At 69.8% G+C, this 24,728-nt stretch carries 23 protein-coding genes and 2 tRNA genes; 14 read left to right on the top strand and 11 right to left on the bottom strand.

Annotated features, from left to right (window positions below):
* Positions 1-97: 97 nt before the first annotated feature.
* Both U2P90_RS10115 and clpB read left to right on the top strand, forming a co-directional pair.
* Positions 98-1,099, top strand: coding sequence for a lipocalin family protein (locus tag U2P90_RS10115; protein WP_322471999.1), 1,002 nt, complete (start codon positions 98-100; stop codon positions 1,097-1,099).
* Between the two features lie 254 nt (positions 1,100-1,353).
* The gene (clpB, locus tag U2P90_RS10110; protein ID WP_322471998.1) at positions 1,354-3,912 is read left to right on the top strand and encodes an ATP-dependent chaperone ClpB; all 2,559 of its coding nucleotides are present in this window, start codon (positions 1,354-1,356) and stop codon (positions 3,910-3,912) included.
* Positions 3,913-4,001: 89 nt separating this feature from the next.
* Here clpB and U2P90_RS10105 read toward each other — a convergent pair whose 3' ends face one another.
* Together U2P90_RS10105 and U2P90_RS10100 are read right to left on the bottom strand one after the other, a co-directional pair.
* Positions 4,002-4,514, bottom strand: coding sequence for an SRPBCC domain-containing protein (locus tag U2P90_RS10105; RefSeq protein WP_322471997.1), 513 nt, complete (start codon positions 4,512-4,514; stop codon positions 4,002-4,004).
* Entirely contained in the window at positions 4,511-4,807 is a 297-nt protein-coding gene (locus U2P90_RS10100) for an ArsR/SmtB family transcription factor (protein WP_380103370.1), read from the bottom strand. Before U2P90_RS10100 ends, U2P90_RS10105 begins: the two co-directional genes overlap by 4 nt.
* 248 nt (positions 4,808-5,055) lie before the next feature.
* On the opposite strand from U2P90_RS10100, the gene U2P90_RS10095 reads away from it, so the two are divergent.
* Positions 5,056-5,667: a chromate transporter gene (locus U2P90_RS10095; protein ID WP_322471996.1), complete on the top strand. Its 612-nt coding sequence runs from the start codon at positions 5,056-5,058 to the stop codon at positions 5,665-5,667.
* Entirely contained in the window at positions 5,660-6,181 is a 522-nt protein-coding gene (locus tag U2P90_RS10090; RefSeq protein ID WP_322471995.1) for a chromate transporter, read from the top strand. Before U2P90_RS10095 ends, U2P90_RS10090 begins: the two co-directional genes overlap by 8 nt.
* Before the next feature lie 36 nt (positions 6,182-6,217).
* On the opposite strand, the gene U2P90_RS10085 is transcribed toward U2P90_RS10090, so the two are convergent.
* From U2P90_RS10085 to U2P90_RS10075, 3 genes are read right to left on the bottom strand one after another with little or no spacing between them, the layout of a single operon-like run.
* Positions 6,218-6,736, bottom strand: coding sequence for a PH domain-containing protein (locus U2P90_RS10085; protein ID WP_322471994.1), 519 nt, complete (start codon positions 6,734-6,736; stop codon positions 6,218-6,220).
* 12 nt (positions 6,737-6,748) lie between these two features.
* A complete protein-coding gene (gene radA, locus U2P90_RS10080) occupies positions 6,749-8,125 on the bottom strand; it encodes a DNA repair protein RadA (protein WP_295820195.1) in 1,377 nt (458 codons plus the stop codon).
* 1 nt (position 8,126) lies between these two features.
* Positions 8,127-8,408 carry a DUF2087 domain-containing protein gene (locus U2P90_RS10075; protein WP_322471993.1) on the bottom strand — a complete coding sequence of 94 codons (282 nt, stop codon included), beginning with the start codon at positions 8,406-8,408 and terminating at the stop codon, positions 8,127-8,129.
* 106 nt (positions 8,409-8,514) lie between these two features.
* Here U2P90_RS10075 and U2P90_RS10070 point away from each other — a divergent pair, with 106 nt between their 5' ends.
* Genes U2P90_RS10070 through U2P90_RS10060 form a run of 3 tightly spaced genes read left to right on the top strand, consistent with a single transcriptional unit; the run spans position 8,515 to position 11,824 of the window.
* Positions 8,515-9,216: a hypothetical protein gene (locus tag U2P90_RS10070; protein WP_322471992.1), complete on the top strand. Its 702-nt coding sequence runs from the start codon at positions 8,515-8,517 to the stop codon at positions 9,214-9,216.
* A gap of 57 nt (positions 9,217-9,273) precedes the next feature.
* Entirely contained in the window at positions 9,274-10,704 is a 1,431-nt protein-coding gene (locus U2P90_RS10065; protein ID WP_322471991.1) for a bifunctional metallophosphatase/5'-nucleotidase, read from the top strand.
* A gap of 19 nt (positions 10,705-10,723) precedes the next feature.
* Positions 10,724-11,824 (top strand): serine hydrolase, encoded by a 1,101-nt coding sequence (locus U2P90_RS10060; RefSeq protein ID WP_322471990.1) that lies wholly within the window; start codon positions 10,724-10,726, stop codon positions 11,822-11,824.
* A gap of 68 nt (positions 11,825-11,892) precedes the next feature.
* Here the strand turns inward: U2P90_RS10060 and U2P90_RS10055 are convergent, their stop codons facing one another.
* Complete coding sequence (locus U2P90_RS10055) at positions 11,893-14,130, bottom strand: ATP-dependent Clp protease ATP-binding subunit (RefSeq protein ID WP_295818571.1); 2,238 nt, start codon at positions 14,128-14,130, stop codon at positions 11,893-11,895.
* Positions 14,131-14,386: 256 nt separating this feature from the next.
* On the opposite strand from U2P90_RS10055, the gene U2P90_RS10050 reads away from it, so the two are divergent.
* Complete coding sequence (locus U2P90_RS10050; protein ID WP_322471989.1) at positions 14,387-14,767, top strand: carboxymuconolactone decarboxylase family protein; 381 nt, start codon at positions 14,387-14,389, stop codon at positions 14,765-14,767.
* Between the two features lie 39 nt (positions 14,768-14,806).
* Here the strand turns inward: U2P90_RS10050 and U2P90_RS10045 are convergent, their stop codons facing one another.
* Complete coding sequence (locus U2P90_RS10045) at positions 14,807-15,463, bottom strand: hypothetical protein (RefSeq protein WP_295818568.1); 657 nt, start codon at positions 15,461-15,463, stop codon at positions 14,807-14,809.
* A gap of 217 nt (positions 15,464-15,680) precedes the next feature.
* Between U2P90_RS10045 and U2P90_RS10040 the strand changes: the two genes are divergently transcribed.
* The 3 genes from U2P90_RS10040 to U2P90_RS10030 all read left to right on the top strand — a co-directional run bounded on the left by U2P90_RS10040 (position 15,681) and on the right by U2P90_RS10030 (position 18,291).
* The gene (locus U2P90_RS10040; RefSeq protein WP_322471988.1) at positions 15,681-16,442 is read left to right on the top strand and encodes an electron transfer flavoprotein subunit beta/FixA family protein; all 762 of its coding nucleotides are present in this window, start codon (positions 15,681-15,683) and stop codon (positions 16,440-16,442) included.
* Positions 16,439-17,389, top strand: a complete 951-nt coding sequence (locus U2P90_RS10035; protein ID WP_322471987.1) for an electron transfer flavoprotein subunit alpha/FixB family protein — start codon at positions 16,439-16,441, stop codon at positions 17,387-17,389. Before U2P90_RS10040 ends, U2P90_RS10035 begins: the two co-directional genes overlap by 4 nt.
* 119 nt (positions 17,390-17,508) lie before the next feature.
* The gene (locus U2P90_RS10030) at positions 17,509-18,291 is read left to right on the top strand and encodes an SDR family NAD(P)-dependent oxidoreductase (RefSeq protein WP_322471986.1); all 783 of its coding nucleotides are present in this window, start codon (positions 17,509-17,511) and stop codon (positions 18,289-18,291) included.
* 40 nt (positions 18,292-18,331) lie between these two features.
* Here the strand turns inward: U2P90_RS10030 and U2P90_RS10025 are convergent.
* Positions 18,332-18,408, bottom strand: a tRNA-Met gene (locus tag U2P90_RS10025).
* A gap of 143 nt (positions 18,409-18,551) precedes the next feature.
* Here U2P90_RS10025 and U2P90_RS10020 point away from each other — a divergent pair.
* Complete coding sequence (locus U2P90_RS10020; protein WP_322471985.1) at positions 18,552-20,135, top strand: NPCBM/NEW2 domain-containing protein; 1,584 nt, start codon at positions 18,552-18,554, stop codon at positions 20,133-20,135.
* 112 nt (positions 20,136-20,247) lie between these two features.
* Here the strand turns inward: U2P90_RS10020 and U2P90_RS10015 are convergent.
* From U2P90_RS10015 to U2P90_RS10005, 3 genes are all read right to left on the bottom strand, one after another.
* A tRNA-Ala gene (locus U2P90_RS10015) sits at positions 20,248-20,323 on the bottom strand.
* A gap of 57 nt (positions 20,324-20,380) precedes the next feature.
* Positions 20,381-21,076, bottom strand: coding sequence for a TrmB family transcriptional regulator (locus tag U2P90_RS10010; RefSeq protein WP_322471984.1), 696 nt, complete (start codon positions 21,074-21,076; stop codon positions 20,381-20,383).
* 440 nt (positions 21,077-21,516) lie between these two features.
* Positions 21,517-22,695, bottom strand: coding sequence for a class I SAM-dependent rRNA methyltransferase (locus U2P90_RS10005; RefSeq protein WP_322471983.1), 1,179 nt, complete (start codon positions 22,693-22,695; stop codon positions 21,517-21,519).
* A gap of 106 nt (positions 22,696-22,801) precedes the next feature.
* On the opposite strand from U2P90_RS10005, the gene U2P90_RS10000 reads away from it, so the two are divergent.
* Both U2P90_RS10000 and U2P90_RS09995 read left to right on the top strand, forming a co-directional pair.
* Positions 22,802-23,350: a hypothetical protein gene (locus U2P90_RS10000; protein ID WP_322471982.1), complete on the top strand. Its 549-nt coding sequence runs from the start codon at positions 22,802-22,804 to the stop codon at positions 23,348-23,350.
* 71 nt (positions 23,351-23,421) lie between these two features.
* Positions 23,422-24,720: a S41 family peptidase gene (locus U2P90_RS09995; RefSeq protein WP_322471981.1), complete on the top strand. Its 1,299-nt coding sequence runs from the start codon at positions 23,422-23,424 to the stop codon at positions 24,718-24,720.
* The last annotated feature ends 8 nt before the right edge of the window (positions 24,721-24,728 follow it).

Below are 24,728 nucleotides of genomic sequence, written 5' to 3'. Positions count from 1 at the left end.
CATGTGGCGGGCTGACTCTGAACGGAGCAGCCCGCCCTTCCATTCATGAGGTCAGGATTCTGACAGTGCTGCCGGGGGCTGATCGCTACGGTGAGCCATGCGCCTGTGGACTGCCCCTGCCCTGCTCACGCTGTCTGTCCTGACCGCCTGCGTACCCGCCCCGATGGCCTTCGATCCGGCGTACCAGCCGGTGCCCGACAACTTCGGGCCGAACAACGTGAATACCGAGTGGTGGTACGCCTCGGGCGTGCTGCCGGAGTCTGGACTGGCGTTCCACTGGGCGCAGTTCAAGGTGAATTACCGGGGCGCACCGTACTACACGTCGCACGTGGCCGTCACGGATCTGCGCGGCAATACGCTGAACTTCATCGAGAACAACGTGCAGACGGCTTCGTTCGCCTTTCCGCCGCTGAAGCTGTCTCAAGACACGTGGACGCTGACCCAGGAGGGTGCGGCCTACCGCCTGAATGCCGGCCCGCTGAAGCTCACCATGACGCCCACGAAGGCGGCCGTCGTCCACCCGCCCGGCTACTCGGGCACGGCGGAGGTCGGACGGATGTACTACCAGAGCATCACGCGGCTGGCGGTGAGCGGCACGGTGGAGGTGGGTGGCGAGGCTCGCGAGGCGAGGGGCACGGTGTGGTTCGACCACCAGTGGGGCGACCAGACGCCGGGGCGGCAGGCCCTGTGGGACTGGTTCGGCCTGCACCTGTCGGACGGCTCGGATCTGATGCTGTACCGCGTGCGGGACGGCAGCGGCCGGGTCGTGCAGGTCGCGGGATCGCGGGTCGGGGCGGACGGCGTGGCACGGGTCGTGCCGGAGGTGACCATGACGCCGGGGCGCACGTGGACGAGTCCCAGCGGACGCACCTACGTGCTCGAGTGGACGATCACCGCGCCGTCCGTGTCGCTGACGGTCAGGCCGCTGCGGGATGACCAGGAACTGCTCAGCAAGACAACGGCCATCGCGTACTGGGAGGGGGCTGTCCAGGCCACCGGCACCGCCGACGGCCAGCCGGTGACCGGTCAGGGCATGGGCGAATTCGTGGGCGGCGTGCTGACCCGCGCCGAGGGGCCAGCCATTCCGACCGGGCGCTGAGGGCTGCACAGTTCTCCTTACCGTGCAGCACCGTTCCTGCTGACGAACACGATCTGAATCTGTCTCTGACCCGCCCGCTCCTGACTGTCGTTGACGGCATGACGCGGGCGGGTTCGTCTGTCGTTGACGACATCGGTTGCTCTGTGACGCTTCCCACCCGGCTTAACCCGCAATAAACTTGACATGACCACACTCAAGTTTCAGAATAGGGAGAGCATGATTGTCCACCTTCTCCCCCACCCCGGAGGTGCTCCTTGAATCCCGAACGTTTCACCGAGGCCAGCGCCCAGGCCGTCGCCGCAGCCCAGCAACTCGCGCAGGCCAGCGGGCAGCAGAACCTGACCATCTACCATGTCCTTCGTCCTCTGCTCGACAACGACACCGCCTCCCGCGCGGTCACGGCCGCCGGGGGGGATCTGAACGCCGCCCGCAGCGGTATTGACGCCGAACTGGCGAAGCTGCCGCGCGTGCAGGGTGGCGTGGATCAGCTGTACCTCGACCCGGCGCTGAACCGGGCGTTCCAGAAGGCCGACACGCTGGCCGGGCAGCTCGGAGACGCCTTCGTGGCGGCCGACACGCTGCTGCAGGCCCTGCGCGGCGAGTACCGGGGCCGGGGCCTGCCCAGCGAATCCGACCTGAACCGCGCCGTGAACGAGGGGCGCAAAGGAAAGACCGTGAAGAACAAATCTGCCGAAGGCCAGTTCGATGCCCTGAACAAGTACGGCACGGATCTCACGCAGCGGGCCCGCGACGGCAAGTTCGATCCCGTGATCGGGCGCGACGAGGAGATCCGCCGCGCCATGCAGATCCTGCTGCGCCGCACCAAGAACAACCCCGTGCTGATCGGAGAACCCGGGGTAGGCAAGACCGCCATCGCCGAGGGCCTCGCCAGCCGCATCGTGTCCGGCGACGTGCCCGAGGGCCTGCGGGACAAGCGCATCGTGTCGCTGGAGATGGGCAGCCTGCTGGCCGGCGCGAAGTACCGGGGCGAGTTCGAGGAACGTCTCAAGGGCGTGATCGATGACGTGCTGGCGTCGGCCGGCGAGATCATCCTGTTCGTGGACGAGCTGCACACCATCGTGGGGGCGGGCAAGACCGAGGGCAGCCCGGACGCGGGGAACATGCTCAAGCCCGCGCTGGCACGAGGCGAACTGCACCTGATCGGCGCGACCACCCTGGACGAGTACCGTGAGATCGAGAAGGACTCGGCGCTGGAACGCCGCTTCCAGCCGGTGTTCGTGGACGAACCCACCGTCGAGGACACGATCAGCATCCTGCGCGGCATCAAGGACCGCTATCAGGTGCACCACAACGTCGAGATCACCGATCCGGCACTGGTCGCTGCCGCCCGGCTCTCGAACCGCTACATCACGGATCGGCAGCTGCCGGACAAGGCGATCGACCTGATCGACGAGTCCGCTGCCCGCCTGCGGATGGTGCTGGAATCCAGCCCCGAGCGTGTGGATCAGCTCCAGCGCCGCAAGCTCCAGCTGGAGATCGAGCGCGAGGCTCTGAAGCGCGAGAAGGATCAGGACTCAATGAGTCGCCTGGGCGACCTGGAGGATGCCCTGAAGAAGGTGTCCGACGAGCTGGGCGACGTGCGCTCACGCTGGCAGGCCGAGCAGGGCGAGGTGCATGCGCTGAAGGCCAAGCGTGACGCGCTGGATCAGGTGCGTACCGACATCGAGCGGGCCAGGCGCGACTACGACCTCCAGAAGGCCGCCGAGCTGGAGTACGGCAGGCTGCCGGTGCTGGAGAAGGAGGTCGCGGAGCTGACCGCCAAGCTCAAGGGCGCGGAATTCGCACACACCCAGGTCACCGAGGAGGACGTGGCCGCCGTCGTGAGCCGCTGGACCGGCATTCCCTCCAGCAAGCTCATGGAGGGTGAACGCGAGAAGCTGCTGCGTCTGGAAGAGGGACTGCACGCCCGCGTGATCGGGCAGGATCGCGCCATCGTAAGTGTCTCAGACGCGATCCGCCGTGCCCGCGCCGGGCTGAACGATCCGGATCGCCCGCTGGGCAGCTTCATGTTCCTGGGGCCGACGGGCGTGGGCAAGACCGAGCTCGCGAAGGCGCTCGCGGAATTCCTGTTCGACAGCCAGGACGCCATGATCCGCATCGACATGTCCGAGTACATGGAGAAGCACACGGTGGCCCGCCTGATCGGGGCGCCTCCCGGCTACGTGGGCTACGAGGAGGGCGGCCAGCTGACCGAGGCCGTGCGCCGCCGCCCGTACTCGGTGCTGCTGCTCGACGAGATCGAGAAGGCGCACCCGGACGTGTTCAATGTGCTCCTCCAGGTGCTCGACGACGGCCGCCTGACCGACGGGCAGGGCCGCACCGTGGACTTCAGGAACACGCTGATCATCCTGACAAGCAATATCGGCAGCCCGCTGATCCTGGAGATGCAGCACCGGGGCGAGGACGCGGACGACATCCGTGACGCGGTGCTGGGCGAACTCCAGGGCCACTTCCGCCCCGAGTTCCTGAACCGTGTGGACGACATCATCGTGTTCGACGCGCTGACCGAGGCCGACCTGACCCGGATCGTGGAGATCCAGCTGGGCAGCCTGAGGAAGCGCCTCGCCGAACGCCGCGTGACGTTGCATCTCAGCGACGCCGCCAAGGCCCGCTTGGCGCAGATCGGTTACGACCCGGCCTTTGGGGCGAGGCCGCTCAAGCGCGCCATCTCCCGCGAGATCGAGACGCCACTGGCCCGCGAGATCCTCCAGGGGCATGTGCCGGACTCCAGCACGCTGAACGTGGACTACGACGGCTCCCGCTTCCAGTTCGGCACCGCTGTCCTGAACTGATCGGCCGTGAACTGATCGGCTGAGCCCACCCCTGACCCGCGCCGCCCTGGACAGACCTGGGCGGCGCGGGTCTTGATGCCCGATCCCCTTTATCCCAGGTATTCGGCCAGCCGATCCCACGTCTCGCTGATGCCGTGCAGCATTCCCATGTCCATGACGGTCTTCAGACCTTCCGGGGTGGCGTAGGTCGAGCGGCTGACCAGACGGGTGCCGCCGGGCACGGCCTCGAAGGTCAGGTCGACCAGCGTGGCCGGCATGTCCCCGTTGATGGCTCCCTGTGCGTCCGAGAAGTAATCGGTGTAGCGCAGCCGATCTGGGGCTGAGATCTCGTCGTAGACGCCCAGGCCCCACGATTCCATGCCGTAGAACTCGCCCTGGTTCTGATCCTCGCACTTCATGCAGTAGTGCCAGCGACCGCCGGGCCGCAGATCGACGTCGCATCGGGTCAGCGTCCAGCCACGCGGCCCCCACCACTGTTTCAGGTGCTCGGCCTGTGTGAAGGCCTGAAAGACGCGCTCAGGCGTGGCCGGGAAGGTGCGCTCCAGCACCAGCACACGGTCGTCCTCAATGTGGTGGGGCAGCAGGGTGGGGGCGTGCGTCATGGGGTACCTCCGGAATCGGGCGTGGGGTCGTCGGGCGGCAGCGTCTGCAGGTAGTCACCCAGCCGGTCGAGGCGGCCTTCCCACAGCTCGCGGTAGTGGGCGAGCCAGGTGTCAAGGTCGCGCAGACCGTCGGGGCGCAGGTGACAGATCCGGCGGTTGGCCTGCGGCTGCACATGGATCAGCCCGGCGTCGCTGAGCACCCGCAGGTGTTTGGACGTCTGGGGCTGGTTCAGATGCAGCTGTCGGGCGATCTCACCGACGCTGAGCGGCTGGTGCCGGAGCAGTTCCACCATCTGGAACCGGTGTGGATCGGCCAGGGCGCTGAATGTGGTCTGGAGTTGGGAAACCGGGTCACCTCCTGTCGGGTGTGGGGCTGGAGTGCTCCCACTATTATGCTCCTATCAGAATATTCCTGTCAAGGCATACAGGTACCGACGGTCTGTAGTCCGGTTCGCTTACGTACATTCCGTTCACCGGTGTTCCCATCACAGTCACGTGAATGCTCGCGCCGGGCGGCGATTCTCAGGCGTAGGCTCGGCACATGTCCTTCCCGACCGCGCCGTCCCGAACGGAGGAATCGGCCGCGACCGACCCGCCCACCCCCACCGCGCTGCTGCGGATGTTCATCGGCGTGGCCCTGTCCGGGATCGGCGGCGGCCTGCCCGCCCACGCCCGGCGGGCCCTGACAGATCGCCGGTGGCTGACCGACGCCCAGTTCGCGGAGTCGTACACGCTGGCACAGCTCACGCCCGGGCCCAATGCCGTGAACCTGGCAGCCATGATCGGTGCCCGGCTGTGCGGCCCGGCCGGGGCCAGCACGTCGGTCGTGGGCATCCTGCTGCCCGGCCTGGTCGCCATGCTTGTCGCTGCCGCCGTGACCCTGGGCGCCGGCCCCGGCCTGCCACCGGCGGTTCAGAGCGGGTTGCGGGGCGCGGCCTGCGCGGCCCTGGCGGTCATGCTCACGGCCGCGATTCCCGTCGTGAAGGTCGGTCTGGGTGTCCGGGGTGGCCTGATCCTGGCGGCACTGGCCGTGGTCGGCCTGGGAGTCCTGCGCCTCGATCTGCTGCCTGTCTTCGCCGTGCTGGTCGGGGCCGGCCTGATCCTGAACCGACCCCGCCGCGTCCCCCCACCCCCCGAGGACGACCGTGTCTGATCCCGGCCCGTGGCCCCTGGTGCTCGAATTCGCCCGCCTGGGCCTGATCTCCTTCGGCGGCACCAACATCGCCGAGATGGAACGGGTGCTGGTCGGCCAGCAGCAGTGGATCACGTCCACCACGCTCGCCAACGGCTTCGCCCTGGGACAGCTCATGCCCGGCCCGAACATGCTGGCGGTGACGTACTACGGCTACGCCGCCGCCGGCCTGACAGGGGCACTGGCCGCCACCCTGGGCTTCTACGGCCCCACTGCCCTGCTCAGCGCCGCCGCCGCCCTGGCGTGGCGACGCTTCAGCACGCACCCGTGGCTGGTCGCCTTCCGCGACGCCCTGTTGCCCTTCGGTGCGGGCGTGCTGCTGGCCGGCGTGCTGGTGCTGGGGCAGACCAGCGTCCACTCATGGGCCGGAGCCGCGCTGGCCGCCGCCGCCTTCGTCATCCTGTGGCGCACGAAGGTCAACTCGGTGTGGGTCGTGATCGGTGCGGCGGTGGTGGGGGCGCTGCTGGGGCTGTGACGTCCCTGCACCGGAGCCCATGGCCCATCCGCCCGCTCAGTCCAGCACGGGCACGCCCCGCGCCGCGAGCGCCCGCGCGAAGGCGTCCGGATCGGCGGGCGTCAGGTAGTACGCCGTGCCGCTGCGCTCGACGATCACACCGCCGCGCGTGTTGGAGGCGATGGCCTGCACGTTCCGGTACTCGGGGCCGGTGAAGGTGTAGTTCCCGGTGTGGTAGCCGGGCAGGCCGACGCCACCCACCTTCAACCCCAGGCCACCGCCGGTACGCCGCACCCGCAGGTCGCGGTACGGCCACTCGAAGGTGCCAGAGAAGCGGCCGACGCGCAGGCCGGTATCAGTCAGGGTGTAGGAGAGCCGACGGGGCACCTGTGCGAACAGTGCGGCGAGGCCCACGCCCAGCAGCGTGAGGAACACGCTCCCGCCCAGCGGCAGGGGTCTGCCGGCTCCGTCCTCCGGAATCCAGGCGGTCACGATCAGGGCCAACGGGGCCAGCCACACCAGCGCCCGGAACCAAATGGGCGAGGTGGGCGGCGCGGCGGAGATCCGGGACGTCATGGCGTCACATCCTCACGTCCGGTCGGCGGCGCGGGAGGAGCGGCCCGAGGACGACGCGCCGCCCCAGACCTGCGTCACGGCCTCCTCGACGCTCTTCACGCCCGCGTGCCCGGCCAGTCCTGGCGGGACGACCAGGCGCGTGTACCCGGCCCGGCCCGCCTCCTCGGCGCGGCGCTGGGAGGCCTGGGTGGAGCGCACCTCGCCCGCCAGCCCGACCTCGCCGAACACCGCGACGTCCCCGGGCAGTGCGCGGCCCACGACGGCGGAGTACACCGCCAGCGCGATGGCCAGGTCGAGCCCCGGATCGAGCACCTTGAGTCCCCCGGCGAGGTTCACGTAGATGTCGAGCCCGCCCAGCGTGAGGTCGAGCCGGCGTTCCAGAACGGCCAGGACGACGTCCACGCGCCGCGGATCGAGCCCGACGACGACGCGGCGGGCGTTCGGGTACGGGGTCTTGCTGGCCAGCGCCTGCACCTCGAGCAGCATGGGCCGCTGGCCGTCCACGGTGGCGGCCACCACGCTGCCCGGCACGCCGACGGGCCGCTCGGCCAGGAAGGCCTGCGACGGGTTCTCGACGGCGATCAGGCCCTCGCCGCGCATCTCGAACACGCCGAGTTCCCCGGCCTGCCCGAAGCGGTTCTTGACGCTGCGCAGCAACCGGAACGCGCCCACCGTCTCCAGGAACACGGTGGTATCGACGATGTGCTCCATGACCTTCGGGCCGGCGACTGTGCCGTCCTTGGTGACGTGCCCGACGAGTACCGTAGCGGTGCCGGTCTCCTTGGCGGCGCGGGTCAGCATGGAGGTGCCGTCGCGCACCTGGGCAACGCCGCCGGGGGCCCCCTCGCCCTCCACGGTCACGGTCTGGATCGAGTCCACGATGCACAGCGTGGGGCGGTGCTCCTGCATGAGGCCGGCGACGTGTTCGGCGCGGGTGTCGCGGGTGAGCTGGATCTCCGCCTTCACGCCCAGGCGGTCGGCGCGCAGGCGGATCTGCTCCAGAGACTCCTCGCCGGCGACGTACAGCACGGTTCCGCCGGAGTTCGCCACGCGGTCGGCGACCTGCAGCAGCAGCGTGCTCTTGCCGATGCCGGGTTCCCCACCGATCAGGGTGACGCCCCCGGCGACCAGCCCCCCGCCGAGCACGCGGTCGAGTTCGATGATGCCGCTCGACGTGCGCGGCTCCTCACGCCGCCCGACGCCGGACAGCGGCGTGAGCTTGCCACCGGTGATGCCGCCGTACGCGCCGCCGCGGGCCTTCGGGGCGACCGCGGAGGGCACGTCCTCCTCGAAGGAGTTCCACGCCTGGCAGTTGGGGCAGCGGCCCAGGGGTTTGCTGGCCTGATAGCCGCAGCTGGTGCAGACGTACTTCGCGGCGACCTTGGCCACGTCAGCCGCGTGGGCCGGGGCGGGCGTCGGCGCGCCAGTACATGCCGTCCGCCGTGGCCAGATAGTCGCCGTCCACCAGTTCGCGCAGCAGCACGGTGGGATCCTCGACGGTGGAGTGGTCGGCGAGGATCTGGTCGACCTGCCCCTGGTCGTAGGACACGCCCGCCTCGAACAGGCCGGTGAGGTAGTCGAGGATGGCGAGCTGGTGGGCGCGGCGGCGGTCGCTGGGCCACCCGGTGATGCGGCCGTGCTCGTCCTGGAATGCGGCGATACTCTTCGTCATGGGTGCATGCTACCGGGCCGCCGTGCCCGGGGGCAGGCGTGCCCTCACACTGACGGACGCCGCGGGATCATGACCCGATCATGGCCAGCCCGGTACGCTGATCCTCATGAGGAGAATGACATCCCGGGGTCGTCCGCTGCTGCCCTCCATCCTCGCGTGCGTGCTGGCTGGCGGCGCGGTGCTGGCCGCCCCCAGCGCGTACCGGCTGGTCGTGAACGGGAAGGCCACGACCGCACAGGCGATCGTCGTGAACGGCCAGACCTACGTCCCGCTCTCGGCCCTGACGGCCGCGGGCGTGCAGGCGAAGACGGAGGCCACCACCCTGTCCCTGACGCTTCCGGGCAGCGTCGCCGGCGGGTCGAATGGCGTGGCAGCCGTGGCCGGCTGCATGAACCAGACCCTGTTCAACGGTGTGTGGCGCTTCCGGGTGCTGTCGGTCACGCCCGTGGCCACGACCTTCGTGAACAAGCCGGGCTGGGAGGTCACGGCCGAACTCCGCAACGGCACCGCGCAGGCGCTGGCCCTGGGCGACACCGGATTCCTGGCGAACAACCTGAGTCTGGCGTTCTCGGACGCGACCACACTCCCCTTCGGGGACTGGAGTCCGAACCGGGCGCAGTGGGATCACAACAAGACCATCCCGCCCGGCGCCGCGTACAGCGTGAAGGGCCAGTTCGAGGCCACCCCGGAGACGGCTGGCAAGGCGCCCACGAAGGTGCTGTACATCCGGGCGGGCAATGTCCGCAGCGGGCTGCCCTGGAGCGCGCCCGATCCGGCCTTCCGCGTGGATCTCGGCTGCCGGAAGTGACACGGCTTCCGTGCGGTGCCCGGATGGCCGCCCATCCTGGTGGCTACACTGCAAGGCGTGCCTGAACTCACCATCCTGCACACCAACGACATCCATGGGCACCTGACCGCACTGGCCCGCCTGACGACCGTGGCACGCGCCGAGCACGCGGCGGCGGCGGCAGCGGGCCGCACGGTGTACCGCTGGGACGGCGGCGACGCCATCGACCGGCGCTTCGAGCCGTGCCGACTGACCCGGGGGGCCTCGCTGCCGCCGGTGCTGGCGGCGTCCGGAGTGACGCTCCAGGCGGTCGGGAACGACATCGGGTTGCCGTACGGAATGCTGGCCCTGGAACACGTGGCAGCCCGCGCCACGTACCCCATGCTGGCCGCAAACCTCCGTGACGGCACCGGCCCCGTCGTGAACGGCATCCGCGAGAGCGTGCTGCTGGACGCCCCGGACGGCACCCGGATCGGCGTGTTCGGCCTGACCGATCCGTGGAACGGCGTGTACCGCGTGTACGGCCTGAACATGCCGGACGAGCAGGACGTCGCGGCGCGGCTGGTCGCGGAACTGCGGGCTGCCGGGGCCGGACTCGTGGTGCTGCTCTCGCATCTGGGACTGGACGCCGACCGCCGCATGGCTGCCGCCGTGTCCGGTATCGATCTGATCGTCGGGGCACACTCCCACGACCTGCTGCCCGTGGGCGAATGGGTCGGGCGCACACTGATCGTCCAGGCGGGCAACTACGCCGAGCACCTGGGCCGGGTGGACGTGACCACGGATGCCGGCGGACAGCTCCTGGCGGCTGCGGCCCACGTGATTTCCATTCCCCACGACGCCCCCGAGGACGCCGTGGTGATGCGGGCCATGGACGACCTGAACGTGGAGCTGGACGGCATCCGTGGGCAGGTGATCGGCGATCTGGACGACCCACTCACCCTGGATCATTTCGGAGTATCCCCGGTGGCACAGGTCGCTGCCGTGGCCCTGAGACACCGGGCCGGGGCAGAGATCGGCCTGATCGGGAGCGGCGCCTTCCACACCGGACTGGCGGCCGGCCCCGTGACCTTCGGAGCGCTGGCCGACGCCCTGCCGGTGACGGTGAACCCGCTGGTGTCCCGCGTGAGCGGTGCGGCGCTGCGGCGGGCACTGGAGCGCGGAGTCGAACCGGAGGTGGTGTCGTTCCGTCTGCGCGGCCTGCGCGGCTCTCCGATCGGGGTTCCGGCGGTGGCTGGCGCGTCCGTCCACGTCGACCCCACCGCAGCCGCCGGGCAGCGGGTCATCGCCGTGACGGTGAACGGCGAACCGCTCGACCCCGACCGCCTCTACACCGTGGCGCACACCGACCTCGACAACGAGGAGTTCTCGTATCTGTCCGGCGACGGCGTGACGCTGCTCGGCTCGGACTACACGGTGCTGGTCGAGGACGTGCTGCACGAGTACCTGCGGGCTCACTCGCCGGTCGGCACACCCGAGGTCGCATGGCACGGGCTGACGCCGACGTGAACCGCCCCGGCGCACCCCGATGACGGTGCGGATCTGTGCGTGGCTGACCGGAATGCTGGTGGTCGCCACCGCGGGAACCCTGGGCAGCGCCGCGACACCGCGACCGGGTGCGCCGGAACGGACGTGCGGCGAGGCGGTGCGTCCCACGCTCAGCGCGTCTCCCCTGCCCGGCGTCGTGACCGGCCGTGTGGCGTTCTATGCCGCCGAGTACACCCCTGCGACCCTGACCGTCATGCGCAGCACCGGCATGGGCACCGTGAACGCCGTGCAGCCGATCGCGAGCACCTACAAGCCGCTGGTGGTCGAACTGGCGCTGCGTGACGTGGACAGCGGCCGGCTCCGTCTGAACACGCCGCTGGCCACGACCGCCGCCACCCGCAGCATCGAGTTCTATCCGGCCGGCACGAACACGCTGGCGACCCTGGCTCAGCGGGCCATCGTGCGGAGTGACAACACGGCGGGCGATCTCCTTCAGCAGGCAGTGGGCACCCAGCACGTGACCCGCTCAATCCGGGAGCGCAGTCCGTGTACATCGGTGTTCCTGACGGGCAAGGCGGCGTGGGCAGCACAGGGGTTCCTGCAATCGGCCATGGTGGGTGACGACCTGCTGGCCGGTGCCCAGCGCTACGCGGCCCTGCCCTTCGAGGAGAGACTGGCGACCGCCACGCGCCTGAATGCCAACGCGATGACCTATACCGGGCCGGAGGTCGAGGGGGCCATCGACTCCTATTTCCGGGGGCCGATGTATGACCCGCGCATCGATCTGGCATTCCAGCACACCAGTACTGCGAAGGCCTACGCTGACCTCGTGGCGCGGGTGTACGGTGGCGACAACCTGGGGCCGCAGACCCGGCGGCTGTTCCGCTCCTGGCTGAAGGATGGGTGCTGCCAGCCGAAGTCACCGACCCTGAAGGCCGCCTACTGGGGGACGAAGGCCGGCAGCGGCTGGCGGCTGCTCACGCTGACCGGCCGGGTCGAGACGCCCGACGGTCGTGTGTTCGCCTACGCGTACCTGAACGACGGCAGCGACACCCTGGAGGCGGAGGACATGGAGCGGCAGATTCCCGCCGTGGTGGCGTGGATCGACCGCAACCTGCGGACGCTCGCCACCTCCCGATAGACCGGGCCGACAGACCGGGAGGACGGGGACACCTCCCCGCCCTCCCGGTACGCCCAGCGCCCTGCGTCCTATGCCAGGATCTGCGGCGGCGCGGGCATGCTGCGCTCGAACTGGATGCCCTCGTCACCCAGAACCACGCGCACCTCCTCGCCGTCGTTGCCGACGAGCTCCATCGCCAGGGGATCTTCGATCTCCTCGCGCACCAGGGTGCGGAGCTGGCGGGTGCTGCCCACGGCGTGCTTGGGGCTGCGGGCCTTGAGCTTGCCGACCAGCCACGACGCGATCGCCGGGTCGAAGGTCACGGTCAGCTCGCGGCTGGCGAGCTCCTCGCGCATCTCGCCCATGAGCTGCTGTGCGACCCGCACCAGCTCTTCCTCGCCCAGGCTCTTGAAGCGGATCACTTCATCCAGGCGGTCGAGGAACTCCGGCGTGAAGATGTGCCGCAGCGGCTGGTTGTTGTCCGGTGTGACCGGGCTGAAGCCCACGGTGGGGTTCACGTTGAAGCCGGTGTTGCTGGTCATGATGATGATGGTGCGGCGGAAGTCGACGGTGCGGCCCAGGCCATCGGTCAGCCGGCCATCGTCGAGCACCTGCAGGAAGGTGTTGTACACGTCGGGGTGGGCCTTCTCGATCTCGTCGAGCAGGATCACGCTGAAGGGCTGGCGGCGCACGGCCTCGGTCAGGCGGCCACCCTGCTCGAAGCCGACATAGCCGGGAGGCGAGCCGATGAGCTTGCTCACCGAGTGGCTCTCCTGGAACTCGCTCATGTCCACGCGGATCAGGGCCCGTTCACTGCCGAACAGGCTGCGGGCCAGCGCCTTGGCCAGGTAGGTCTTGCCGACCCCGCTGGGACCGACGAACAGGAAGCTCGCGGCCACGCGGGTGCGGCCGCCCAGACCCACGCGGGCGCGGCGCAGGGCGCTGGAAAGCGCCTTGATCGCGTCGGGCTGGCCGTAGACCTGATCCTGCAGGTTCTGATCCAGATCCACGAGCTGCGTGGCGGTCTCCTCGCTGTAGATCCCGCCCATCGAGTTGATGACCGCCTCCATGTCCTCGCGGGTCACGACCGGCTCGCCGTCCTCGTTCTCCTGCACCGGCAGGCCCACGCTCATGTTCAGGCGCACGCGGCTGGCGGCCTCGTCGATCAGGTCGATGGCCTTGTCCGGGAAGTTGCGGCCGGGCAGGCTGCGCTCGCCGATGCGCACGGCCAAATCGATGGCGCTGTCCGGGATCTGCACCCCGTGGTGCTCCTCGTACTTCGGGCGCAGGCCGCGCAGGATCTGGACGGTCTCGGCGGGGCTGGGTTCCAGTACGATCACCGGCTGGAAGCGGCGTTCCAGCGCGGCGTCCTTCTCGATGTAGCGGTGGTACTCGCCGGTGGTGGTCGCGCCGATCACCTGGATCTCGCCGCGCGAGAGCGCCGGCTTGAGGATGTTCGCGGCGTCGAGGGTGCCTTCCGCGCCGCCCGCCCCGACCAGGGTGTGCAGCTCGTCGATGAAGGCCATGACCTTGGCGTTGCGGAGTTCCTCGATGATCTGGCGGAGCCGCTCCTCGAACTCGCCCCGGTACTTGGTACCGGCCACGACGCCGCTCAGATCCAGGCTGACCAGGCGCGTGCCGTGCAGGTTGGGCGGAGTCCGCTTCTCGTGGATCGCCAGCGCCAGCCCCTCGACGATGGCGGTCTTGCCCACGCCGGGGTCACCGATCAGCACGGGGTTGTTCTTGGTGCGCCGGGTCAGGATCTGCGTGACGCGGCGGATCTCCTCGCTGCGCCCGATCACCGGATCGAGGCGGCCCTCGCGGGCCCACTTGGTCAGGTCGCGGCCGTATTCGTCGAGGAACGGCGTGGCGACCGGCTTGGCCGGCTTGGTGCTGCTGCCGTCCCCCTGCGCCAGGATGCGCCAGCGGATGGTGTCGACGTCCTTGGTCAGCTCCTGCAGGATCCGGAAGGCCACACCGTCGCCCTCGCGGATGATGCCCAGCAGGATGTGCTCGGTACTGGTCACCTGGGCACCCAGGCTGCGGGCCTCGGCACTGGCGAGTTCCATCACACGGCGGGCGCGGGGCGTGATGCTCGGCGCGTCGTTCAGGCGGCTGCCCTCACCCCGGCCGATGATCTCCTCGACCCGGCGGCGCAGGCCGTCAAGGCTGGCGCCGAACTCGGTCAGGATGGTCGCGGCCGTCCCACCCTCGCGCATCAGGCCCAGCAGCAGATGCTCCGGGCCGACCATGGCATGCCCCAGGCGGTTGCCCTCCTCACGGGCGTAATGGAATACCAGTCTGGCGCGGTCGTCGTATCGGTTCATGGAAAACCCCCAGGGGTGGGAGCGCGGTCGGAAGCGCAGGGCTGGCGGGGCGGCACACAGGTCGGTCGGGAATACGTTGAAACGCGGCGCAGCGGGCGTGAATGAACGTGGTCGAACTGCTGTGAGTCTAGGGTATCGTCCGGGTGCGTGTCATGGCGCAGCCAAACTCACGTTCTCTCGGAAGGGGGTGTCCTGTCGGCAGCGTACCCATGCGGGCCTGACGGAGTTCTTTCCTCCCCACGCTCTACGCTGGGGCATGTCCGAGTCCGATGCCCCAGCGCCACGCCTGGCCCGCCACGTCATCTTCGGTGAGCAGCACGACCGCATCCTGAACCGCCTGGAGTCGCTTGACCCCGATCTGGCCGGCCACGTCCGCGACTTCGCCTACGACACGGTGTACGAGCATCCCGCCCTGGATCTGAAGACGAAAGAGCTGATCGCGTGTGCCCTGCTGGTCTCTCTGGGCAGCCCGCCGGAGCTGCGCACCCACCTGCGCGGTGCCCTGAACGCCGGCGCGACCGAGGCCGAACTGCGCGGCGCACTGCTGATGTGTGTGCCGTATCTGGGCTTCCCGCGCACCATCGCGGGATTCGAGCAGCTCAGAGCGCACCTGGCAACCACAACCGAACAACGGTGAACCGGCCGCTGCCAGTCCACCGTTCAAGCCACGTCTGGCTCAGAACACGTACTTGATGCCGACCCGCGCCTTGAACTGCACGCCGGGGCGGACGAAGCGGTCACTGATCCCGGCGTAGTTGGGATCGTTGGTCGCGTAGGTGTCCGTCGTCTTGCCGGCGGCCGTGTTGTTGACCCGGTTGATCGTGGACTTGAAGAAGTAGTCCGCGCCCAGATCCCCGACGAGGCTCAGGTTGCCGCTCAGGGCGTAGCTCACCATCGCCCCGCCCCCCAGACCGAGGCTGCTGGTCGAATACGTGGCGTTGATGTTCGAGCCGTAGTCCTCGGTGGACTTGAACATGCCGTAGCGGGCACCGGCGTACAGCGTGGTGTCGACACCGGGTGCCAGCTCGCCCAGCCCGTAGGTGGCATCCAGGCCGACGATCGTGTGCGTGCCGGACTCGGTGGCTCCGGAGGTCTTGTAGCTGGCGAAGGTGCCGGCGCCCAGGTCACTGCTGTCCCGGATCGCGTCCGCCGCGCGGGCATACGCCACGCCGAACTTCACGCCGACGGGCCCGACGAGGTTGGGGGAGTGGATGAACGCCTCACCGCTCAGGCCACCGGCGTACCCCCCGGTCAGGCCGAGTTCGAAGGTCTGGGCACCGGCAGTGGCGGCGGTGGCGAGGGCGGTCACGGCAACAAGCGAGGTCAGCTTCATAGCTGGACTATGCCGCAGCCCGCGCCCGGGCAAGATGAGAAGTCTGACGGAGGGATTGCGGCCTTTTTTAGGAGGTCTTGGGATGCTGTCCGGGCTCCGCACGGCCGGGACTGCCGCCAGAGTGAACTCTCTGCTAAACTTGAACTCGGTTCAATTTGTCATGCTGGGTGTTCCTTCCGGCCCATCCGGCCCCATCCACAGCCCCCCTGGAGGCACCATGAAGATCCTGACCCTGGTACGCCAAGTTCCCGATGCGGAGGCCCGCATCAAGATTCAAGGACAGGCCGTCGACCTCGACGGCACGACCGTCGTGATCGACGGCATGGACGAGTACGGCGTGGAGGAAGCCCTGCGCCTGCGCGAGGGCGGCGCTCCCGTCGAGGAGATCGTCGCGCTGGCGGTCGGCCCGAAGCGCAACGAGGACGCGCTGCGCACGGCCCTGGCGATGGGCGTCGACCGCGCCATCCATGTCGAGACCGACGAGAAATACGACCCCATCGCCCTGAGCCGGATCGTCGCGCAGGTGGCTCAGGCCGAGGGCGCGACCCTGCTGCTCGTCGGCGGCCAGGAGGCCGACTGGGACTCGCAGGCGCTGGGGGCGGCCAGTGCCGAACGTCTGGGCTGGCCGCAGCTGACGTGGACGAACGAGCTGACGGTCGACGGGGACACCCTGAGTGGCCGCCACGACGTCGACGACGGCAACGAGAGTTTCCGCGCGACCCTGCCCGCCGTGGTCACCACGCAGCAGGGCCTGAACGAGCCGCGCTACCCCACCCTGCCGAACATCATGAAGGCGAAGAAGAAGGAGCTCCGCAAGGATGACCCGGCCACGTACGGCGTTTCGCCCACCGTGACGGTCGTGGGGGCCGAGATCCAGACCCGGGCCCGGCGCAACACCATGATCGACGGCAAAGACCCCCAGGCCGCCGCCCAGCACCTGCTGGAGCTGCTGCGCAACGAAGCGAAGGTGCTCGCATGATCCTGATCGTCGCTGAACACGCGGGCGGCAAGCTCGCCAAGTCCACCCTGGAAATGGTCACCGCGGCCCGCGACTCGGGCCGGGAAGGCCCGGTCACACTGCTCGTGCTGGGACAGGGCGTGGCAGGAGTGGCGAACGAGGCTGCCGTCGTGGCCGACCAGGTGCTGGTGGGCGATCTGCCGGCCCTGGCGACCTACAACGCCGAGGTCTGGGCCGCCGCGACGGCCCAGATTGCCCGCGAGGGCGAGGCCACGACCGTCCTGATCGGCGGCAGCCGTTCGGGCCGCGAGTATGCCCCGCGCGTGGCCGTGAAGCTCGACGCGCCGTACCTGGAAGATGCCATCCGGCTCAGCGCCAGCGGCGACGCCCTCCAGGCCCAGCGCTACACCTATCTGGCCCGGGTCACCGAGACGGTCGAGGCGAGCGGCCCGGTCATCGTCGTGACGGTCAAGCCCGGCTCCTTCGCGGCGGCATCAGCGGCTGCCCAGCCCGGCGAGCAGTACGACGTGGAGCTGGAACTGCCCACCCCACGGGTCGAGGTGACCGGCCGCAGCGTCGAGAAGACCAGCCGCGTGGCCCTGACCGAGGCCGACGTGATCGTGACCGGCGGACGCGGCGTGGGCAATCCCGAGAACTTCACCACGTATGTCGAGGGCCTGGCCGATGCCATCGGTGCCGGCGTGGGAGCGACCCGCGCCGTCGTGGACGCCGGCTGGCGGCCCTACGCCGAGCAGGTCGGGCAGACGGGCAAGACCGTGCAGCCCGGCGCGTACATCGCCCTGGGGGTCAGCGGGGCCGTGCAGCACCTCAGCGGGATGGGCAAGAGCAAGAACATCATTGCCATCAACAAGGACGCCGAGGCTCCGATCTTCAAGGTGGCGGACTACGGCATCGTGGGCGACGTGAACGTGATCGTGCCCGCCCTCATCGAGGCCGCCCGGAAGTAGATCCGGCGTCATGCCACGGGGGAGACCGGACTGGCCTCCCCCGTCGCCGTATGGGCACCGGCATTCAGAGAGTATTGAGAGTCTGCGTCCACGCAGACGGCCGTGTCCGACACTGACGCATGCCATCCAGAGCGTCCGCCGCCACCCCCGATCCTGCCGAGGTCACCACATCGGTCATCGTCACCGGAGCCGCCCGAGGTATCGGCCGAGCCGTTGCGGAGCTGTACGCGGAACGCGGCGCCCGAGTCATCTCGGTGGATCTCACCCTGCCGCCGACGCTGCGGGGCCACACGCGCCTGAAAGCAGACATCACCACGGCGCGGGGCCGTGCCCGGATTGCCCAGGCGGCCCATGCCCAGGGCGGGGTGGACGTCCTCGTGAACAACGCCGCGTACCAGGGCGCACACGGCAGTGTGCTGGAGGTCAGTGAGCGCGGCTGGGCCCGCACCCTGTCGGTGAACCTGACCGCGCCGCTGCTGCTGGTGCGGGAGCTGATCGACGCCATGCCGCGCGGTGCCGCTGTGGTGAACGTGGCGAGCGTCCAGGGTCTGTTCGCCGAGCAGGACAACGCCGCCTACAACGCCAGCAAGGGCGGTCTCGTGAACCTCACGCGGGCGATGTGCCTGGATCTCGCGCCGCGTGGCGTGCGGGTGAATGCGGTCGCTCCCGGCGCGATCAGCACCGAGGGGGTCATGCAGGCCATCGAGGGCAGCGCCGACCCGGCGCAGACCCGCCGCGATTACGAGGATCTGCATGCCCTGCGCCGCATCGGCACCCCGCGCGAGGTGGCCGAGGTCGTGTACTTCCTGGGCAGCGACGCCGCCAGTTTCGTGACTGGAGCGATCCTGCCCGTGGACGGCGGCATGACGGCCAGCTTCATGATGGCCGGGCGGCCGGTCTGACCCGCACGAACGAAAAAGACCCGCCATGTGGCGGGCCGTGTGGTGGCGATGCGCGGACTTGAACCGCGGACCTAACGATTATGAGTCGTTCGCTCTAACCAGCTGAGCTACATCGCCGGGGCGTTCTCCGGCTGCCCGGTTCCCCGGGCCGCATCAGAGTACCGCCCCGACGCGAATCGCACAAGCCCTGCGCTGACCCGCCGCCGGATGCCGGCCAGCAACGATCCATTGACGCTCTCCCGTTCACCCTGAGGTTCATCATGACCACGCCTGTCCACCCCATCCCGACCGTCGGCCGACGGCTGGCGGCCCGCCCCGGCCCGCTGCTCCTCGCCCTTGTGCTGGGCGCGTGCTCCCAGCCCCCACAGCCCGTCACGGCTCCAGGCGACCCGTATGCGAACGGCGCGAGTCACCCGTGGATCCGGGAGAACGCCGCTGCGTCCACTGCGCCGCAGACGCGCACGGCCCTCTCCGAGCTCGAGTACAGGACGGCCACGAACGCGTGGGGGCCGATTGAACCCGGCAGGAGCAACGGCTCCTATGCAGAGGGGGACGGCACGGGCATGCGCATCGGTGGAGCTGCGTTCACGACCGGCCTGGGTGTACACGCGGGCAGCGAGCTGACCTACGCCCTGGACGGCACGTGCACGACCTTCATGGCAAAGGTCGGCGTGGATGACGAGGTCGGGGCGCGGGGCAGCGTGGTCTTCGAGGTGATCGGAGACGGAACGAAGCTGGCCTCGACCCCCACCATGACCGGTGGCCAGCCCGCACAGGCCCTCACGGCCACCCTGAAGGGAGTCAGGACGCTGACCCTGCGCGTGACCGATGCGGGCGACGGCATCGCCTACGACCACGCCGACTGGGCCGACGCCTACGTCGAGTGTTCGCCGGTCACGGTGACGCCTCCCCCACCCTCCAACACCTTCACCTTCCAGGGCATCAAGGCCCAGCCGGTCGGGGTCTCGGAGGCGCAGGGCGAGGTGGTCGGCGGGAAGCTGTACGTGTTCGGCGGCTTCGACAGCCTGAAATCCTGCTGCACGCCCACCAACCGCGCCCAGGTCTATGATCCGGCCGCAAACACCTGGACACCTCTGAAGGCCATGCCGGGCACCGGCGTCACGCACACCGGCATGGCGACGGACGGCACCAGGATCTACTACGCGGGCGGCTACGTGGGTAAGGTGGCCGGCGATGGCAGCTGGAGCGGGCAGATCTTCGGCACGACCGACGCCTGGGTCTACACCCCGGCCAGCAACACCTACACGCGACTTCCAGCCCTGCCCGTGCCCCTCTCGGCCGGACAGCTGGAATATCTGAACGGCAAGCTGCACTACTTCGGGGCCACCAATCCGCAGCGCACCGAGGATCTGGGCGACCACTACGTGCTGGGCGTGGCGGAGGGCGCCAAGGCGTGGACGCGGGCGGCGACCATGCCCCACCCCAGGCAGCACATGGGCTCGGCCGTGATCGGCGGGAAGATCTACGCCATCGGCGGCCAGACCGGGCACGACGAGCATCTCGTGACGCAATCGTTCGTCGACGTGTACGACCCGGCCACCGACACGTGGACCGCCGCCGCGCCGCTTGTGCCGGCCCGCAGCCACATTGCCAACTCGACCTTCGTGCTGGGTGGGCGGATCGTGGTCGCCGGCGGCGAGACGGCCCACAACAAGACCATGGCGAATGTGGACGCCTATGATCCCGCGACGAACCGCTGGACAGCCCTGACGCCACTTCCACAGGCCCGCGCCTCCAGCGTGGCCGGCCCGCTGGGAGACGGCTTCCTGTACACCGGCGGCAACGCCACAGCGCAGGGCTGGAAGGCGACGCAGCAGCCCTGACGGCTGGAGGTCATCACGACGGCGCGGCACCCGGTTCCGGGTGCCGCGCCGGCTCCGTCTGAGCAGGACAACAGCAGAGAACCCGGAGGCAACATCCTCCGGGTTCTCTGGTTGGTGGAGCTGAGCGGGATCGAACCGCTGACCTTCTGAATGCCATTCAGACGCGCTCCCAGCTGCGCCACAGCCCCTCTTTTGTGCTTGCCCTCTTCAGGGCTCAGCTAGGTTAACAGCGGTTCCCGAGGTTGTCAACTGGGCGCCTGCACCGCGTCATGGGGCACCTGCGGACTGCGGGCGGCGAGTTCCACGTAGCCCTCGATCAGGTGGATGATCACGGGGTTGTGGGTGTGGACGCCGTGGGCCTCACCGCTGCCGCCCTCATCGATGAAATGGGCAATGACCGCCGCCTCGCCGTCGCGGGCCAGGAGGAAGGCGCGCTGGCCCTGCGCGGCGACGCTGGGCAGCCCTGTGAGGCTGCTGACCAGCAGGTGGACGCCCCGAGGTGTGAGGCGCTCCAGCGACCGCGCCATGGCGGCGTCGCCGGCCATGTGCAGGCTGCGCCGGGCATTGAGCGTCAGATCCTCGCACAGGCTGCGGATGGCGGCTTCGCCGTACAGGTGGTACACCGCTTCCGGCGCTGGATCCGGGGCCAGGCGGGTCAGATCGCGCTCGAGGGCGCCCAGCCGGTCATCGAACGATCGCCGGGCCCGCGACAGGTACTCCCGGGCGCTCAGGGGCGCATACTCCAGCGGATTCTGACCCACCTTGGCGGCCAGACCACGCCCCTCGAGGCGCTCGAGCGTCTCGTAGATCTTGGGACGTGGGATGCCCGCCTGACGGGCCACGCGGGCAGGGACGGCCCGGCCCAGGGCCAGCAGGGCGGTGTACGCGCGGGCCTCGTATTCGGTCAGGCCCAGCGCTTGCAGGTGAATCACGGCGCTCATGTAGTCCGTAGCATATGCGATCCGGCGTCCACTCCAGAACCACCTGCCCAACCTGGAACGGGACGGAGGCGGCCGAAACACCGTCCTCTCCATACCCCACGGTTCGCCGGGGCCGACGGCACGGGTTCACACACCGCGGTCATCCGCACCATGCCCTCCCCACCGTGCCCTGCGGCCGGAACCGCTCCGGCACCCGGTGCGATCGATCCACGCCACACCAGTCGCTGTGAGCGGTCAGGACGCGGGGCGTGTGGGGGTGTCCGTTGCGACCGTGATGCCCATGGGCCAGCGGCACCGCAGCGACCCACAGCGGTGTTCAGTTGCGCCCCGGGGCTGTGACGATGCCCCAGGGCTCCACGGAGGCCGCTGCCCTGTCAAGGACTCGCTCCGCTCGGTTCAGAGGCAGTGAGGGCATCTCTCACTGCCTCTGAACTCTGCGGTCAGGTCTGTCGGCGCAGCAGCACACTCTTGAGGTACAGGCTCTCGGGCACGCTGAGCAGGTGCGGATGATCGGCGGGCTGGTAGGTCACGTCCAGCACCTCGGCGTCGCAGCCGGCGGTGGCGGCGGCCACCCGGGACGCGTCGAGCAGGTCGTCCACGCGGATGTAGTGGGCACACGTGCTGACCAGCAGCAGCCCGCCGGGGTCGAGCATGCCCAGCGCCAGCGCCGCGCCGTCGGTGAAGATCCGCTTGGCTCCGGGCACGTCGTCCCGGCGCTTGGCCAGGGTGGGCGGGTCGAGCACAGCCACCTGGAAGCGGCGGCGATCCCTGGAGAGGGTACGCAGCACCTCCAGCGCATCGCCCCAGCGTACGCCGACCTGCACGCCGTTGGTTCGGGCGGCTCCCTCCAGCGCGGCCAGGGCGACCTGATCCTTGTCGACGGCGACGGCCTGTGCCCCAGCCTTCGCCGCGTGCAGACTGAAGCCTCCGGTGTACGAGTACACGTCGAGGAAGCCCTGCCCCGGCTGCACCATGGAGCGCAGCATCCGGCGGTTGTCGCGCTGGTCGAGGAAGAATCCGGTCTTCTGGGCGTCCATGGGCGCGAAGTGCAGCTTGAGATCGTCCTCGTGGAAGGTCACCCGCTCCGGAACCTCACCCCACAGGACGCCGGAACGCAGGTCGAGGCCCTCCCGGCGGCGCTCCCCGGTATCGCTGCGCTCGTAGGCGGACTCGGCCCCCGTCTCGGCCTTCAGGGCCTGCACGATCACGTCGCGGTGGCGCTCCACGCCGGCGTTGCGCAGCTGCACCGCCAGCACGGAGCCGAACTGATCCGCCACGACACCGGGCAGCCCATCGGCCTCGGCATGCAGGACGCGCATGGCGTCGGTGCCGTGGATCCGCCCGGCGCGGCGTTCCAGGGCCGCACGCACCCGCCGCCGGTAGAACGCGGCGTCGATGTCCTCGCCGGTCCACGTGAGCAGGCGCAGGGGAGTACCGCCGTCCGGATTGAAGTAGCCCCGGGCCAGTACCGGGCCGGTGGGGCCGCGCACGTCCACGACCTCGCCCGGCTCGATGCCCGCGTCGCTGCTGGCGATGTCGGCACGGTGCCCGAAGGGGTAGCGGCCCGCGATGCGCCGGACGGCGGCGGCCTGGAGGGTGACGGTGGGACGGCGCTTCACGGGCCAAGGCTAGCAGAGCGTGTGACCCGCCTGTCAGACGCAGTCGCTATGGTGGCGGGCAGCGTCCACCCGTCGTCCCCGTCCCCCGCCTGACCGGAGGCCCCCCATGTCCAGCCGACGTCCCCATGCCCGTCTCCTGCTCGCGCCGCTGCTGGCCGCATGCGGCACCATCCCCACGCCCAGCGTGCCGCTCCCGGACACCACCGTGCCGCTCGCCAACACCTTCATCACGCAGGGGAAGGTGGTGTACGTGGATCAGGACGGCCTGCGCGGCTCGACCCTGCCCGCCGCCCTCCAGGGACTCACGATCCGAGGGGACGCGCTGTACGACGCGGCCTCCGGGGGAACCCTGGGAACCGTGAAGCTGTATGTCCGGCCCTCCCTGGACGCGCTGGAGGGCCGGTGCATGCGCGTGCCGGGCGTGCTGGGCGCACCGACCCTCTACGCCTGTGAGCCCCAGGACGAGACGGCGCAGGGGATCGGTACGCTGAACGTGCAGGCGCGGGCCAGCGTGCCCTTCACGCTCAGCGGCCCGGCGCTGGACACCGCCGCCAGGAGCGGGCGCGGCTATTTCGGCTTTCAGGTCGTCACGGGCACGGCCATCCAGGGCGAGACGGTGGAGCTGACCAACCTCAAGGCGCAGGCCCGCCTGTGACGCCCACCCGGGGCGGGCACCAATTGTGGCCTTGATCTGATCTTCACCTGTCCGGCGGCCTACGCTGACGTGTGCCTTCCACCGCGTCCGTATGGCGGCGCTCCGTCACCCTGCGCGTCCTGGTCGCGGGCAGCGTCCTGGGCGTGGCCGCCCATGCCAGCCCCGCGACCGACCTGTTCCGGGCCGCAGCCGACGAGGTGGCGCGCGACTATTACGGCTGGTCGGCGGCGGATCTGGATACCCTGACCCGCAAGTACCGTGCGGTGCTGGACGAACGGTGCGCCGCCCAGACCGAGACATGCCCGTATGGCACGGCGCGCGAGGTGCTGACCCAGCTGTTCACCGAACTCGGCGACGCCCACACCAGCGTCCGCGACCCCGACGCCGCCCGGAGGCTCGACGAGATCTCCCGCAACCTGCCGGTACAGCGCTCGGGCGTCCGGGTCGTGCGGGTGGACGGCGGCCTGCTGGTGGTATCGGTGATCCCGGGCAGCCCGGCGGCCGAGGCCGGCCTGCAGGCGCGTGACGTCCTGACCACCGTGAACGGCCAGGCGGCCGGTCGGCGCGGCCTGGAGAACGCGGCCGTGGGGCCGAACGAGTTCACGAAGCTGGAACGCGAGTGGGAGACGCTGGCCGTCACCGTCCGGCGGGCCGGTGCAGCCGACGTCGCCCTCAGTCTGGAAACCACGGCCCTCGCGCCACGCGACGAACCGACCCTCGCGTGGGCCGGTACGGACGGGCAGGTGGCGGTCGTCACGATTCCCTCCTTCCTGCCGGCCGACTCGGCCGACCTGTTCCTCAAGCGGGTGCAGGAGGCCCAGGCACGGGGCGCCCGGGGACTGGTCGTGGACCTGCGCTTCAACTCCGGTGGGGGGCTGAACCAGTGTGTGGCCGCAGCGAGCATCTTCGCGCCGGTGACGTACCGCATGCAGTTCCGCTGGGGAGCCCAGACCATGCTGGGACTCAACGGGGGCGTGCCCCGCCGCCCCCCTGCGCCGGGCACGCCCCCGCCCGCCACGCGGGTGTGGTCAGGCCCGGCCGCCGTGCTCGTCGGCCCCGACACCGCGTCGTGTGCCGAGGTCTTCGCGTATTACGCCCAGCAGGCCGGCGTGCCGGCGGTGGGTGAGGTGACGCGCGGGGTGTGCAACAGCGGCGTGACCTTCGAGGCCCTGCCCGATGGCGGCCTGCTCACGGTCACGGTGCTGCGCGGCTTTCTCACCGAGACCCAGCCCCTTCCGGAACGGGTCACGCCCGACGTGGTCGCTCCGCTGGACGTGGCGGCGCTGACCACCACGGGCCGGGACACGACGCTGGAGGCGGCACTGGGAGCGTTGAGGGCGCCGGCAGCGCTGAGTCCGGCACCACCGTGAGCGCCTTG

Origin of the sequence: Deinococcus sp. AB2017081 (assembly GCF_034440735.1) — a bacterium.
GTDB classification, from domain to species: Bacteria; Deinococcota; Deinococci; order Deinococcales; family Deinococcaceae; genus Deinococcus; species Deinococcus rufus.
The sequence above is the reverse complement of the archived record's forward strand: the minus strand, read 5'-3'. Positions and strand labels throughout refer to the sequence as shown.

Bases quoted from the DNA above. Each gene is read 5' to 3' on its own strand.
- U2P90_RS10055 (WP_295818571.1), bottom strand. From the start codon at position 14,130: ATGAACCGATACGACGACCGCGCCAGACTGGTATTCCATTACGCCCGT.
- U2P90_RS10035 (WP_322471987.1), top strand. From the start codon at position 16,439: ATGATCCTGATCGTCGCTGAACACGCGGGCGGCAAGCTCGCCAAGTCC.
- U2P90_RS10085 (WP_322471994.1), bottom strand. From the start codon at position 6,736: ATGACGTCCCGGATCTCCGCCGCGCCGCCCACCTCGCCCATTTGGTTC.
- U2P90_RS10020 (WP_322471985.1), top strand. From the start codon at position 18,552: ATGACCACGCCTGTCCACCCCATCCCGACCGTCGGCCGACGGCTGGCG.
- U2P90_RS10010 (WP_322471984.1), bottom strand. From the start codon at position 21,076: ATGAGCGCCGTGATTCACCTGCAAGCGCTGGGCCTGACCGAATACGAG.
- U2P90_RS10050 (WP_322471989.1), top strand. From the start codon at position 14,387: ATGTCCGAGTCCGATGCCCCAGCGCCACGCCTGGCCCGCCACGTCATC.
- U2P90_RS10045 (WP_295818568.1), bottom strand. From the start codon at position 15,463: ATGAAGCTGACCTCGCTTGTTGCCGTGACCGCCCTCGCCACCGCCGCC.
- U2P90_RS10040 (WP_322471988.1), top strand. From the start codon at position 15,681: ATGAAGATCCTGACCCTGGTACGCCAAGTTCCCGATGCGGAGGCCCGC.
- U2P90_RS10105 (WP_322471997.1), bottom strand. From the start codon at position 4,514: ATGACGCACGCCCCCACCCTGCTGCCCCACCACATTGAGGACGACCGT.
- U2P90_RS10070 (WP_322471992.1), top strand. From the start codon at position 8,515: ATGAGGAGAATGACATCCCGGGGTCGTCCGCTGCTGCCCTCCATCCTC.
- U2P90_RS10095 (WP_322471996.1), top strand. From the start codon at position 5,056: ATGTCCTTCCCGACCGCGCCGTCCCGAACGGAGGAATCGGCCGCGACC.
- U2P90_RS10100 (WP_380103370.1), bottom strand. From the start codon at position 4,807: ATGGTGGAACTGCTCCGGCACCAGCCGCTCAGCGTCGGTGAGATCGCC.
- U2P90_RS10115 (WP_322471999.1), top strand. From the start codon at position 98: ATGCGCCTGTGGACTGCCCCTGCCCTGCTCACGCTGTCTGTCCTGACC.
- U2P90_RS10075 (WP_322471993.1), bottom strand. From the start codon at position 8,408: ATGACGAAGAGTATCGCCGCATTCCAGGACGAGCACGGCCGCATCACC.
- U2P90_RS10060 (WP_322471990.1), top strand. From the start codon at position 10,724: ATGACGGTGCGGATCTGTGCGTGGCTGACCGGAATGCTGGTGGTCGCC.
- U2P90_RS10000 (WP_322471982.1), top strand. From the start codon at position 22,802: ATGTCCAGCCGACGTCCCCATGCCCGTCTCCTGCTCGCGCCGCTGCTG.
- U2P90_RS10030 (WP_322471986.1), top strand. From the start codon at position 17,509: ATGCCATCCAGAGCGTCCGCCGCCACCCCCGATCCTGCCGAGGTCACC.